A 12,958-nucleotide genomic window follows, 5' to 3' on the forward strand; every position below is an offset into this window, starting at 1 on the left:
GCCGCTTGGGAAGATGCCGGAGTGGTCGAACGGGACGGATTCGAAATCCGTTGTGTCAGCAATGGCACCTAGGGTTCAAATCCCTATCTTCCCGCCATATCTCAAGCCTAAGCCCCTGAAATTCATAGAGTTTCGGGGGCTTTTGCTATCTGCGGCATGCTAGGCGTCGAAAAAGTGTCGATAACCTTGCGCGCTTTGCTTGCTCGCTGCCTTTCGGCGGTGGGCAGACTTCGCTAGCCCACCGCCGAAAGGCAGCCCGTCAGTACAAGCAAAACGCGCCTCACACGCCCCTGAGGGGCGGAAACGACATAGCTTGATTGCTGGTCTCGATCCTCGATAGCTCGTCAGCAAAGCGTTTATTCAGCTCCCGAATCAACGAGCCGACGACCTCTCCATCATACGACGGAGAGTCAGACAACGCCCCAAGCGACTGGTAGGCTCGCAGAATCAAGTCAAGCTCATCCAGCGGGCTTTCCCGCGACATTTTTGGGTCACTCATCTTTTCACCCCTCGATTTATCAGATATGCCCGAATTGCCTGCCGAAGTAGCACCGCTACAGACTCGCCATCGCGATCGCTCAGCGCCCTTAAAGCATCCAAGTCATCGCTACCAACCTTGAAGCTAAACAAAACGCTCTTTGCTTCCTTCCTGGGTACGTCAGGGGAGCTTTCTTGGCGAGGCGCCAAGCTACTGGATTCCTTCGCCGCGTTGAATTGGTCAACACCCAGGAGACGACCCGGGCCATGTGGATCTGGAATAGGCAGGCGCCTTCCCTCCCGAATCTGCAAAAGCACGTAGTTGAGTACCTCAGGCGGGGAGGTTTGAACGATCATTTTGCCAAGCTCTTTGCCTAGCCCCTGCTGCTGATATGCCGCCACGATTTGACGCTTTTGGTCAGCTGTTATACGCATGTGATGTACTCATAATTTCGATTTAAAAGTTATATAACATCGACATATTTTATGTGCAACATTTGCATAATTTCTGCTGCGCTATTGGGCGGGAATGGGCTGTAATGGCCACTTGTAAATCCTTTTATCTGACGTGCTACAGGGACGTCAGAACGAATTCACTGTTTTGCCTGTTCAGCTGTGGCGTGCGCGCTGGCGCACACGCGTGCTCGTACCTCGCACGCAACTGCACCAGCGCGCGCGACAAGGTGCTACTTCGCTACTTGATGAATCCATGACTGAAGCAGGTCAGCTAGCAGCAACTGTCGAAAAGGTGTCGAAATCAGCAGGCGAAAAAGGCGGACAGTGGGCAGAAGGGATTAGGCGAGAGCCCCGATTTTGCTGGTTCTGGGCGACGATGGGCAGCAATGGTCACCCGTAAAAACGGGTTCAAATCCCTATCTTCCCGCCACATCAAAAGCCCCGAACCGTAATACGGTTCGGGGCTTTTTCGTGTCTGGGAATCAGCAGCCTTTGTTCCGGTGCTTTCCCGTATCAGTTGTTAATCCAAATCAGCAGGCTGATGCCGTTCGGGCACTTGCTCTGATTGGTCGCCCCATGTGCGATTGACGCGGCGGCCGCGTTGTACGGCTTCGCGTTTGGCGATCTCTTCGGCCCAGCGCAGTACGTGCGGGTATTCATGAACAGCGAGGAACTCCGCTGCCGAGTAGACATTGTTCCTGACCACTTCGCCGTACCAGGGCCATACGGCGATATCGGCGATGGTATAGGTGTCGCCGGCCAGGTAGCGGTTATTGGCGAGGCGCTGGTTAAGCACGTCGAGCTGACGCTTGGCTTCCATGGTGAAGCGGTTGATGGCGTATTCGAACTTCTCCGGGGCATAGACGTAAAAGTGCCCGAAGCCGCCGCCCAGGTAGGGCGCCGAGCCCATTTGCCAGAACAGCCAGTTGAGGGCTTCGGTGCGGCCTGCCGGATCTGTTGGCAGAAAGGCGCCGAATTTCTCCGCTAGGTAGAGCAGGATCGAGCCGGATTCGAACACGCGGATCGGTGTAGCTGTGCTGCGGTCGAGCAGGGCGGGGATCTTCGAGTTTGGATTGACTCCGACGAAGCCGCTGGAGAACTGGTCGCCCTCGCCAATGCGGATGAGCCAGGCATCGTATTCGGCACCGCTGTGTCCCTGCGCGAGCAGCTCTTCCAGCAGGATGGTCACCTTCACGCCGTTAGGGGTGGCCAGGGAGTAGAGCTGCAGCGAGTGCTTGCCGACCGGCAGTTCCTTCTCGTGGGTGGCGCCTGCGACAGGGCGGTTGATCTTGGAGAACTGGCCGCCGGACGCTTCCAGATGTTGCCAGACCTTCGGCGGTACGTAGGTGGATTGGGTCATCGCTGCCTCGCTTTGTCGACGTGTGAGGGGTGCTGCCGCAGCCAAGACTATCTGGATTGCGCCCGACATTTGAATGCTGTCGGTGCATTTGAATCATCGGCTTGGTGATAGCGCATGTCGGCATAGATATCAGCAGGCGTTGGCAATCGCGGCTAGGCAGGAAAATGGCCGCGCGTTCGACCTGATCGGCTTCGGATCCTGTATGCGCAGCTGCTGCAGGAGTTTTGTGTTGCGCAGAGCAGTTTCAAGCTTCTCTCGACAGGCTTCGCCCCAAAGACATTGGCACAATGCCGCCGTCTGGACTAATCTCTGGTCAACCGGGCTAACGAAGTGGCCTACAGGCAGGACGCCGACCCCACACACTTCGTTAGCTCGGTGTTCATTGCTTGCGCTGGCCGATGTGAGGCGAGCGGAAAAACAAAGCCCTCCGAGAGAGGGCTTTGTCGTTTCTGCGATGCGCATCGTGTTGATAAAGCATCCCTGCTGCTTTTCCATTCCCGCCCTTAACCGTCATTGCTGATTAGCTTAGGCGATATCTGGCGTTTTGCCGTCTATCGTATGGCGGCATCAATCGGTGCGTTGCAGGTGCGACTTTCCCTCGCCACGGGCAATGAGATGTTCGGGCAGGTCGAGCAGGTCGGTGTCGTAGCTCTCCAGCGGTGGCGGGCGGCGTTCGAAGCGGGCACCCAGTACCAAGAGGCAGGGTGTCAGCAGCAGGGTCAGCACCGTGGCGAAGGCCAGGCCGCCGGCGATGGCGCTCGACAGTTGCGTCCACCACTGAGTCGAGGGGGCACCAAAGCCAAGGCTTGGGGTTACCAGGTCGACGTTGATGCTGAGCACCATCGGCATCAGGCCGAGGATGGTGGTCACCGCGGTGAGCAGCACCGGGCGCAGGCGCAGGCAGCCGGTTTCCAGCGCCGCTTCGCGCGGCTGCAGGCCCTGAAGGCGTAGCTGGTTGTAAGTGTCGATCAGGATGATGTTGTTGTTCACCACGATGCCGGCCAGGGCGATCAGGCCCATGCCGACCATGACGATGCCGAACGACTGGCCGTTGACCAGCAGCCCCATCAGCACGCCGGCGGTGGACAGGACGATGGCCGACAGTACCAGCGCCGCCTGGTAGAGACTGTTGAACTGGGTCACCAGGATGATCGCCATGAGGAAGATGGCGACGACGAAGGCGGTCATCAGGAAGGTGGCGGCCTCACGCTGGTCGGCATCTTCGCCGGCAAATTGCACCTTGACCTCGGCCGGTACATCGCCAAGTGCTTCGCGCAGCGCCCTGAGACGTTCGTCGAGGCGGGCGCCTTCAGCCAGATCGGCCTGCAGGGTGATGGTGCGATCGCCATCGACGCGGCGCAGAGTGCCGACCTTGGGTGCCGGCTGCAGGTCGACGAAGTTGCTCAGCGGCACCTGGCCGGAAGGCGTGTTGAGCGTCAGGCGGCCGAGTTGGTCGAGCGAACGCCAGTTGCCGGGCAGGCGCACGCGGATGTCGACCTCATCGGTGGCATCTTCAGGCCGGTAGGTGGCCAGCTTCAGGCCGTTGGTGATCATCTGCACCGCGTTGCCGACGCTGAGCACATCGGCGCCGAAGCGCGCGGCGGCCTCGCGATCGACCTTGATGCGCCACTCGATGCCGGGCAGGGCGCGGTCGTCCTCGATATCGACGAAACCGCCGAGACGCTGCATTTCGCCGCGGATGCGTTCGACCCATTGCTCGCCCAGCGCCGGGTCCAGCGAGCTGATCTGCAGCTTCACCGGCTTGCCCTCCGTGGGCCCCTGTTCCTGCTTGCGAAATTCCAGAATGACGCCAGGAATACCTGCGGTGCGCTGGCTCATTTCGGCGAGAATCTCCTTGGCTGGCCGGCGCTGGTGCCAGTCGACGAACTGGAACTGCAGGGTGCCGATCACGTCGGCGCCGAGCTGGCCCTGCTGGCCTTCCGGCTGGGCCAGAGAGCGTGCATACAGCGCCTTGACCTCACGCATGCCGATTACCTGTTTTTCCACCTGCTGGAGCAGGGCGTCCTTCTCCTGCACCGACAGATCACCGCGGGCGCGCAGCCAGATCTGCGCGCTTTCCGGCTCGACGTCGGGGAAGAACTCCACGCCATGGTTGAAACGCCCGTAGCCGACATAGATCAGGGCGATCAGCGCCAGCATGCCGAGTAGGGTCAGGCCTGGGCGCTTGAGCAGCGTCGCAAGCAGGTTACGGTAGGCGTTACCGGCGCGGTTGGCGGCGGGGGCTTGTGGACGCGCCTGGCCGCCAGTGACGGCACCGAGCACCGGCAGGAACACCAGCGCCATGGCCAGCGATGCCAGCAGGCAAAGAATTACCGTCGCCGGCAGGTACTTCATGAACTGGCCGACCACGCCGGGCCAGAACAGCAGCGGCAGGAACACCACCAGGGTGGTGGCGGTGGAAGCGATTACCGGCCAGGCCATCCGAGTGGCCGCGTTGGCCCAGGCCTGGCGCGGTGTCTGGCCCTGTTGCAGATAGCGGTCGGCCAGCTCGGAAACGACGATGGCGCCATCCACCAGCATGCCCGCCACCAGAATCAGGCTGAACAGCACGACGATATTTAGGGTGAAGCCGAGCATCCAGATCAGCAGGATGCCGCTGAGGAAGGCGCCGGGAATGGTCAGGCCGACCAGCAGCGCCGAGCGCATACCCATGCTCGCCACGACCAGAATCAGCACCAGAACGATGGCGGTCAGCACGTTGTTGAGGAGGTCGCCGAGCATGCTCTGCACCTCCTGCGACTGGTCCATGATGTAGCTGACTTCCACGCCCGGCGGCAGCAGGGGTTTGGCCTGTTCCATCAGCGCCTTGACCTGGTCGATGGTCTCGATGATGTTGGCGCCGCTGCGCTTGGCCACTTCCAGCACGATGGCCGGCTGGCCGTTGATGCGGGCGAAGCCGGTGGGGTCCTTGAAGGTGCGGCGGATGGTGGCGACGTCGGCAAAGGTGACCACGCTGGTGCCGACCACCTTGATGGGCATGCGCATCACGTCTTCGAGGTCTTCGATGACGCCGGGTACCTTCATGCTCATGCGCCCGGCGCCGGTATCCAGGCTGCCGGCGGCGACCAGACGGTTGTTGCGGCTGACCAGATTGAACAGCTCGTTGTAGTCGATGCCGTAGCTGTCCAGCACCTGCGGGTCGACGACGATTTCCAGCAGGTCTTCGCGGTCGCCACCGATTTCCACCGACAGCACCTCGGCGATGCCCTCGATGTTCTCCTTCAGGCGCCGGGCGATGTACACCAGTTCGGTTTCGGCAATCGGCCCGGACAAGCCCACCGACAGCACCGGGAACAGCGCCACGTTGACCTCGGTGACGGTCGGCTCGTCGGCCTCCTCGGGCAGCTTGCTGCGCGCGGTGTCGACCTTCTCGCGCACGTCGGCCAGCGCCACCTTGGCGTCGAAGCCGGCATCGAACTCCAGGATCACCGAGGCGTGACCCTCGCTGGACATCGAGCGCATTTCCTTGACCCCTTCCAGGCTGCGCAGCTCCTGCTCCAGCGGGCGCACCAGCAGGCGCTCGCCATCTTCCGGGCTGATGCCTTCGAGGGTCACCGAGACGTAGATCATCGGGATGGTGACGTCGGGATTGGATTCCTTGGGCATGGCGACGTAGGCCACCAGCCCGCCGCAGAGCAGGAACAATAGGATCAGGATGGTGGTGCGGCTGCGGTCGAGCGCGGCGGCGATCAGTGCGTGCATTTCAACTGCCCTCTGCCGCGAGTTGCGCATTCACCTGCTGGCCGGGCTGGACGAAGCCCTGGCCAAGGGTGATCAACGCCACCTTGGACGGCAGGCCGCTGACCCAGGCGCCCTGGTTGTCGACGCTGATCAGCTCGACCGGGGTGAACTCCACGCGCTGTGCATCGTTGACCCACTTGACGCCGTGGCGGCCGTTTTCGTCCAGGCTGAGCAGGGCGGGGGAAAGACGATGAGCCATGGCTTCGCCGGTCTGGATATGCAGGGTGGCGCTGGCCCCGGCCAGCCGCAGGCCGTCCGGGTTGTCCACCTTGACCTCGATGCGGAAGCTGCGCGAGCCCGGGTCGGCGGCGGCAGCGATGAAGTGCAGTTCGCCCTGCAGCGTGCGGCCATCAAGCAGCTCCACTTTCACCGGCTGGCCCAATTCGAGCTGGGTCACCTGCTGCTGGGCGATCTGCGCGCTGACCTTGAGGCGGTCGATGTCCACCAGGGTCAGCAGGCTCTGGCCGGGTTGAACGAAGTCGCCCAGCTCGACCATGCGCTGGTCGTAGATGCCGGCGAACGGTGCCCTGATCTTGGTGTTGCGTTGCTGCAAGCGGGCGCTGTCGAGTTCGGCGCGGGCCTTGGCCAGCTCGCTCTCCAGGCGCATCAGTTCGTTGGCCGAAACCAGGCTGCGCTCACGCAGGCGTTTGGCCGCGGTGACGTCGCTTTGCCGCTGACGAACATCGGCCTCGCTGCGCGCGACCTGGGCCGGACGGTCATCAGGCGAGAGGCTGAGCAGCACCTGGTCGGCGGCGACGCGGTTGCCCTTGTCCTGATCCAGATTCTGCACGCTGCCGCTGACCTGGGCGCGCAGTTCCACGCGGCGCCAAGCCTCGATCTGTCCCTGCACCACATGCTGGCGCTGCATGGGCTGAGCTGCCAGCCACGTCACTTCTACACGGGCCGGTTCGGCGCTCGTGGCCGGTTTATCGGGGTCGGCCTGTACCTCGTCGCGCGCGACGAAGCGGTCGCCGCTGAGCAGCCAGAGCAGCAGCACGATGGCGATAATGACGGCGATGATCCAGGGACGTTTGCTGAGTTGCGCGAACATGGCGATGGCTTACTCGTTGGTGGCGGGCGCTGCCAGCAGCGCGGCAGCCTGGCCCTGCAGGCCGGCGATGATGAAGTCGGTAACGCGGTCGAAGTACGCGCCCAGTTCGATGTATTCGGCCCAGTGCGCGAAACCGCCGGAGGCGATGCGCGTCATGACGCCGTTAACGCAGGCCTCCACGCCCCACAAAAGGTGTTGGCAGTGCGCGGGGGAGAGCTGCAGGTCGCTGAAGCTGTCTTGCAGAAGGCCGCTGAACAGCTTCATGTAAAGGCCTTCCAACTCGACGAACTGGGCGCGGTAGGGCGCTTCCAGGCGCTCCTGAAAGGCCGGGCGGTCACACAGCAGGCAAAGCTGCGCCTGCAGCGGGTCTGCCTGCAGCAATTCGAAGGCGCGGCGAATGACCCGGCGCATGGCAGTTTCTGTGGGCGCGTTGCGGGCGATGTCCTGCAGCTCGGCCAGATGCTGGCGCGAACAATCCAGCACCAGGCGCGCATAGAGCGCTTCCTTGCTGGAGAAGTGCTTGTAAACGGTGCCCTTGCCGATGCCGGCATGGCGCGCCACCTCGGCAATAGTGACGCGATCCCAGGAGTGATTCTGGAACAGCTGGCGGGCGGCTTCGAGCAGAGCGCTTTCGCGTTGCTGGAAGAGTTGATCCTGGTAGCGCATGGGCTTTCCACCAAAGATTGTGACCGGTGGTCATGCTATGACTGTTGGTCACGATGCGGCAAGGTGGGAGTTGTAACAAGGAAATTGCGGCTAGCGAATCAAACGCTTTCGTGTAGGAACCCGCCTCGGGGCGAAGTTGTGGTTTTGCGGGGTATTGCCGAACGCTTCGCAGCGGGGCGCCGGTTCCACACGTCAGTGGCGCCTGCGCTGTTCTTGTGTGGCAGTCCCGCCAAGGGGCGGATGCAGCTTTTCATCGGCGTGAACCAGCGTTCTGCCTAGCTGGCTCAGCGCGCCACGCTGACACCCTCAAGGCTGGCGAAGGAGGTGTCCTTGGCGGTCAGCAGGAAGTCGCGCATGAAGGGCGCGTCGAGCATGTCGCTGCGGATCGCCGCGTACAGCGTGCAGTACAGGCCTTTTTCGCCCAGACGCTTGGCGCTGACGTAGCCCCGCGAGCTGTATTCGTGCAGCGCCCAGTTGGGTAGGCCGCAGACGCCACGGCCGCTGGCCACCAGTTGCATCATCATCACCGTCAGCTCGGAGGTACGAACCTGCGCCGGCTCGACGTCGGCTGGTTCGAGAAAGCGGGTGAAGATGTCCAGGCGGTCGCGCTCGATGGGGTAGGTGATCAGGGTTTCACTGGCCAGGTCCTCGGGCTGGATAAAGGCCCTGGAGGCCAGGCGATGCTGATTGGCGACCGCCAGCTGGGCTTCGTAGGTGAACAGCGGCACGTATGTGATGCCGGCCAGCTCGATCGGATCTGAGGTCACCACCAGATCCAGGTCGCCACGGGCCAATGCCGGTAGCGGGGCGAAGGAGAAACCCGAGGCCAGGTCCAGCTCCACTTCCGGCCAGGCATCGCGAAACTGATCGATGGTCGGCATCAGCCACTGGAAGCAGCTGTGGCATTCGATGGCCATATGCAGGCGGCCGGCAGTGCCGCCGGCCAGACGCGCCAGGTCGCGTTCGGCGCCGCGCAGCAGGGGCAGGGTAGCGTCGGCCAGCTGCAGCAGGCGCAGGCCGGCACTGGTGAAGCGCACCGGCTTGGTCTTGCGCACGAACAACTGCAGGCCAAGGCGCTCCTCCAGCTCCTTGAACTGGTGTGACAGTGCCGACTGGGTCAGATGCAAGCGCTCGGCTGCCTCTACCAGGCTGTCGGTTTCGCGCAGGGCGTGCAGGGTCTTCAGGTGGCGTAGCTCGAGCATGGCGGTCTCTGTGAAGGTTTCACTCATCCAGCTTCGGAACTGGATGAATATGCTTCATACAGCCTACATGAGTAAATCTATAGATCAAGGCGAAAATCTTGAGTTTGTCTCACTCATGGCCGATGCCGAAAATGGCGCCATCTCGATTCATTGTGGAGCGTCAAGTCATGGCCCTGTCTCATTCCCTCGGTTTCCCGCGCATCGGTCGTGACCGTGAACTGAAAAAAGCTCTCGAAGCGCACTGGCAAGGCGAGCTGGATGAAGCCGGGCTGCGTGCGGTCGGTCAGCGCCTGCGCGCCGAGCACTGGCAGTTGCAAAAGGACGCCGGCATCGACCTGTTGCCGGTGGGCGACTTTGCCTGGTACGACCAGGTGCTCGGTCATTCGCTGGCTTTCGGCGTGATTCCCGAGCGCTTCCGTCCGGCGGACGGCAAGCCGACACTGGAGACGCTGTTCGCCATGGCCCGCGGCGTCACAAACAGCTGCTGCGGCGGCGCTCATGCGCAGGAGCTGACCAAGTGGTTCGACACCAACTACCACTACCTGGTACCGGAATTCAGCGCTGACCAGCAGTTCGCCTTGAGCTGGGAGCAGTTGTTCGAAGAGGTGGAGGAGGCGCATGCCCTTGGCCATCGGGTCAAACCGATACTCATCGGCCCGCTGACCTATTTATGGCTGGGCAAGGCCAAAGGCGCTGATTTTGACAAGCTGGAGCTGCTCGAGCGTCTGCTGCCGGTGTATGGCGAGATTCTCCAGCGCCTGGCTGCGCAAGGCGTGGAGTGGGTGCAGATCGACGAACCGATTCTGGTGCTGGATTTGCCGCAGGACTGGAAGAACGCCTTCGAGCGCGCCTACAACCTGATCCAGCGCGAACCCTGCAAGAAGCTGATCGCCACCTATTTCGGCGGCCTGGAAGACAACCTCGGCCTGGCAGCCAACCTCCCGGTGGATGGCCTGCATATCGACCTGGTGCGGGCGCCGGAGCAGTACCCGACCATTCTCGATCGCCTGCCGGCCTACAAGGTGCTGTCGCTGGGCGTAGTCAACGGCCGCAATGTCTGGCGCTGCGATCTGGACAAGGCCCTGGAGGTGTTGCGTCACGCTCACGAACGTCTGGGCGGGCGGTTGTGGGTGGCGCCGTCCTGCTCGCTGCTGCACAGCCCGGTGGACCTGGCGCGCGAGGATCAACTCGACGCCGAACTGAAGGGCTGGCTCGCCTTCGCCGTACAGAAATGCGCGGAGGTTGCCGTGCTCGGCAGGGCACTGGAGGCGCCGGATGATGCCTCTGTACAGGCTGCACTGGAGGCCAGCCGTGCGGTACAGGCTGCTCGCGCTGCATCGACGCGCATTCACAAGCCCGAGGTTCAGGCGCGTTTGGCGGCGACTCGCCCGCGTCATGCCCAGCGTCAGTCGCCATTCGCCGAGCGTATCGGCAAACAGCGCGAGCGCCTGCAGTTGCCGGTGCTGCCGACTACCAGCATCGGCTCCTTCCCGCAGACTTCGGCCATCCGCCTGGCACGCCAGGCGTTCAGGCAGGGCAAACTCGGCGCCGCCGATTACCTTGACGCCATGCACGGCGAAATACGTGAAGCCGTGAGTGTGCAGGAACGCCTTGGCCTGGATGTTCTGGTGCACGGCGAGGCCGAGCGCAATGACATGGTCGAGTACTTCGCCGAGCAGCTCGACGGCTACGCCTTCACCCGCTTCGGCTGGGTGCAGAGCTATGGCTCGCGTTGCGTCAAGCCGGCGGTCATCGTCGGCGACCTGAGTCGTCCGCAGGCGATGACCGTGGAATGGATTCGCTATGCCCAGAGCCTGACCGACAAGGTGGTGAAGGCCATGTTGACCGGCCCGGTGACCATGCTGATGTGGTCCTTCCCGCGCGAGGACGTATCCCGCGAAGTGCAGGCCAGGCAACTGGCGCTGGCGATTCGCGACGAGGTGGTGGATCTGGAGGCCGCGGGCATCAGGATCATCCAGATCGACGAAGCTGCGTTCCGCGAAGGCCTGCCGCTGCGCAAGGCCGCCTGGCAGCATTACCTGGACTGGGCCACCGAAGCCTTTCGCTTGACCGCCAGTGGCGTGCGTGACGAAACCCAGATCCACACTCACATGTGCTACAGCGAGTTCAACGACGTGATCGAGTCCATCGCGGCGATGGATGCCGACGTGATCACCATCGAGACGTCACGTTCGGACATGGAGTTGCTGGAGGCCTTCGAGCGCTTCGATTATCCCAACGAGATCGGCCCGGGCGTCTATGACATTCACTCGCCACGTGTGCCAGACAGCACTGAGATGCTCGGCCTGCTGCGCAAGGCGGCGCAGCGCATTCCACTGGAGCGGTTGTGGGTCAACCCCGATTGCGGCCTGAAAACCCGCGCCTGGCCGGAGACCGAGGCAGCACTGGTGAATATGGTCGCGGCGGCCAGGCAATTGCGTGCCGAGCTGGCCTGATGTTCCAGGTTGCCGTGGCTGAAGCTCCTCCCGCGTAGCGAGGGGCTTCATGGCGCGACGCTATGGCCGGCCGCTGTCGTCACCTGGCCGCCGACCGTTCGTCCTCCTTCATCAAACTGTCATGCTTGTGTGGCAGCGCAGTCGAACAACTTTCACCAGAATCGCGTTCCAGTGGGGTTCTGCGTTTCTGGTGTTTTCATGCGTGCATTCATTTTTTTGGTCGCGATGCTGTGCGGCCTGCCGTCTTTTGCGGCCAACCGTTGTGATATTTCCGGGCCAACCCGGTATGCCGACGTCGGCGACGTGCGCCTGGCCTACCAGAGTGTCGGTAGCGAGCGCGACCCGACGCTGCTGCTGGTCATGGGCCTGGGCGGACAGCTGATCCACTGGCCTGACGAAGTGGTCGAGCGCCTGTGTCAGCAGGGCTTTCGCGTCGTGCGTTTCGACAACCGCGATGTGGGGCTGAGCAGCTGGCGCAAGCCAGCACCGAGCATCAACCTGCCTTACGAAGTGCTGCGTTACCGTCTGGGGCTGTCGCTCGGCGCGCCTTATCACCTGCGTGACATGGCGGGCGATGCCCTGGCGTTGATGGATAGTCTCGGTGTCGATGCCTTTCACGTCCTGGGCGCGAGCATGGGCGGAATGATCGCCCAGCACCTGGCCGATCTGTCGCCGCAGCGCGTCCTCAGCCTGACGTTGGTGATGACCAGTTCGGGCGCGCAAGGCTTGCCGGCGCCCAGCGATGCCCTGGTGGCCCTGCTGGCGCGGCGTGAGGCGGGCAGTCGTGAGGCCGCTCTGCAGCAGCAGGCCGATCTGCTCGCGGCGCTCGGCAGTCCTTCGGTACATGATGATCGCGCCTTGCTGCTGCACCAGGCCGAAGTGGCCTATGACCGGTCGTTCAATCCCGAAGGCGTGCAACGTCAGTTGCTGGCGATTCTCGCCGAGTCGAGCCGGGTCGAGTTGCTAAATCGTCTGAAAGTGCCGACGCTGGTGGTGCATGGTACGGCCGACCCGCTGTTGCCGGTGATGCATGGCGTGCATGTGGCGGCGCATATCAAGGGCGCCGAACTCAAGCTGATTCCGGGTTTGGCGCATCGCTTTCAGGATGCCTTCAAGGAGCCACTGCTGGCCGCGGTGCTGCCGCATCTTGCGGCGCATCGGGAAGATCTGGGGCTGGCACGTTTGTAGCGATCGAGCGTTCAGAGCTCCTGATTGTGCTTGATCGCTTCGCGGCGCTGCAGGTTGTCGATGTGTTCGCTGCTGTGGCGCAGCAGCTTGTCGGACATGGCCATGCGCTCGATATAGCGCGTGATGCTCTGCTCTGCATCGTGTCGGGAGAGAAATGGACCTTCCAGCGTGCCTTCGCGGGTGGCAAAGAAATACTGGCCATTGACGGCGCTGACGCGAGAACTGCGGTAATGCGTGCCGGGTTGCGAGTCAGCGATACGTTGGCCGAACATGATGAAAGCTCCATCTGAGGGGCTGGATGATTCAAGCCTAATACAAGCGAAACGGCGCGCTTGGCAAA

At 62.5% G+C, this 12,958-nt stretch carries 10 protein-coding genes and 1 tRNA gene; 3 read left to right on the forward strand and 8 right to left on the reverse strand.

Annotated elements, in window-relative coordinates; genetic code table 11:
* The first annotated feature begins 7 nt into the window (after nt 1-7).
* Nucleotides 8-97, forward strand: a tRNA-Ser gene (locus B2U07_RS21130).
* 183 nt (nt 98-280) lie between these two features.
* On the opposite strand, the gene B2U07_RS21135 is transcribed toward B2U07_RS21130, so the two are convergent.
* The 7 genes from B2U07_RS21135 to metR form a co-directional block, all read right to left on the reverse strand.
* A complete protein-coding gene (locus B2U07_RS21135) occupies nt 281-499 on the reverse strand; it encodes a hypothetical protein (RefSeq protein ID WP_296277746.1) in 219 nt (72 codons plus the stop codon).
* Nucleotides 496-912 (reverse strand): ribbon-helix-helix protein, CopG family, encoded by a 417-nt coding sequence (locus B2U07_RS23210; RefSeq protein WP_419096372.1) that lies wholly within the window; start codon nt 910-912, stop codon nt 496-498. Before B2U07_RS23210 ends, B2U07_RS21135 begins: the two co-directional genes overlap by 4 nt.
* A 541-nt stretch (nt 913-1,453) precedes the next feature.
* Nucleotides 1,454-2,293, reverse strand: coding sequence for a glutathione-dependent disulfide-bond oxidoreductase (gene yghU / locus B2U07_RS21140; protein ID WP_275546223.1), 840 nt, complete (start codon nt 2,291-2,293; stop codon nt 1,454-1,456).
* Nucleotides 2,294-2,860: 567 nt separating this feature from the next.
* Nucleotides 2,861-6,016: an efflux RND transporter permease subunit gene (locus B2U07_RS21145; RefSeq protein ID WP_275546222.1), complete on the reverse strand. Its 3,156-nt coding sequence runs from the start codon at nt 6,014-6,016 to the stop codon at nt 2,861-2,863.
* A gap of 1 nt (nt 6,017) precedes the next feature.
* Nucleotides 6,018-7,106, reverse strand: coding sequence for an efflux RND transporter periplasmic adaptor subunit (locus tag B2U07_RS21150; protein ID WP_275546221.1), 1,089 nt, complete (start codon nt 7,104-7,106; stop codon nt 6,018-6,020).
* A gap of 9 nt (nt 7,107-7,115) precedes the next feature.
* A complete protein-coding gene (locus tag B2U07_RS21155; protein ID WP_275546220.1) occupies nt 7,116-7,772 on the reverse strand; it encodes a TetR/AcrR family transcriptional regulator in 657 nt (218 codons plus the stop codon).
* 284 nt (nt 7,773-8,056) lie between these two features.
* The gene (gene metR / locus B2U07_RS21160) at nt 8,057-8,974 is read right to left on the reverse strand and encodes a transcriptional regulator MetR (protein ID WP_197856742.1); all 918 of its coding nucleotides are present in this window, start codon (nt 8,972-8,974) and stop codon (nt 8,057-8,059) included.
* A 167-nt stretch (nt 8,975-9,141) separates the two neighbouring features.
* Between metR and metE the strand changes: the two genes are divergently transcribed.
* Together metE and B2U07_RS21170 are read left to right on the forward strand one after the other, a co-directional pair.
* Nucleotides 9,142-11,430 (forward strand): 5-methyltetrahydropteroyltriglutamate--homocysteine S-methyltransferase, encoded by a 2,289-nt coding sequence (metE, locus tag B2U07_RS21165; RefSeq protein WP_275546219.1) that lies wholly within the window; start codon nt 9,142-9,144, stop codon nt 11,428-11,430.
* A 198-nt stretch (nt 11,431-11,628) separates the two neighbouring features.
* Nucleotides 11,629-12,618, forward strand: coding sequence for an alpha/beta fold hydrolase (locus B2U07_RS21170; RefSeq protein WP_275546218.1), 990 nt, complete (start codon nt 11,629-11,631; stop codon nt 12,616-12,618).
* Nucleotides 12,619-12,629: 11 nt separating this feature from the next.
* Here the strand turns inward: B2U07_RS21170 and B2U07_RS21175 are convergent, their stop codons facing one another.
* Entirely contained in the window at nt 12,630-12,890 is a 261-nt protein-coding gene (locus tag B2U07_RS21175; protein WP_275546217.1) for a DUF6316 family protein, read from the reverse strand.
* Nucleotides 12,891-12,958: the final 68 nt, after the last annotated feature.

This window comes from Pseudomonas sp. UBA7530 (genome assembly GCF_002479365.1).
GTDB lineage: Bacteria > Pseudomonadota > Gammaproteobacteria > Pseudomonadales > Pseudomonadaceae > Aquipseudomonas.

Coding starts and splice junctions, on each gene's coding strand:
- B2U07_RS21135 (WP_296277746.1), bottom strand. CDS start 499: ATGAGTGACCCAAAAATGTCGCGGGAAAGCCCGCTGGATGAGCTTGAC.
- B2U07_RS23210 (WP_419096372.1), bottom strand. CDS start 912: ATGCGTATAACAGCTGACCAAAAGCGTCAAATCGTGGCGGCATATCAG.
- yghU (WP_275546223.1), bottom strand. CDS start 2,293: ATGACCCAATCCACCTACGTACCGCCGAAGGTCTGGCAACATCTGGAA.
- B2U07_RS21145 (WP_275546222.1), bottom strand. CDS start 6,016: ATGCACGCACTGATCGCCGCCGCGCTCGACCGCAGCCGCACCACCATC.
- B2U07_RS21150 (WP_275546221.1), bottom strand. CDS start 7,106: ATGTTCGCGCAACTCAGCAAACGTCCCTGGATCATCGCCGTCATTATC.
- B2U07_RS21155 (WP_275546220.1), bottom strand. CDS start 7,772: ATGCGCTACCAGGATCAACTCTTCCAGCAACGCGAAAGCGCTCTGCTC.
- metR (WP_197856742.1), bottom strand. CDS start 8,974: ATGCTCGAGCTACGCCACCTGAAGACCCTGCACGCCCTGCGCGAAACC.
- metE (WP_275546219.1), top strand. CDS start 9,142: ATGGCCCTGTCTCATTCCCTCGGTTTCCCGCGCATCGGTCGTGACCGT.
- B2U07_RS21170 (WP_275546218.1), top strand. CDS start 11,629: ATGCGTGCATTCATTTTTTTGGTCGCGATGCTGTGCGGCCTGCCGTCT.
- B2U07_RS21175 (WP_275546217.1), bottom strand. CDS start 12,890: ATGTTCGGCCAACGTATCGCTGACTCGCAACCCGGCACGCATTACCGC.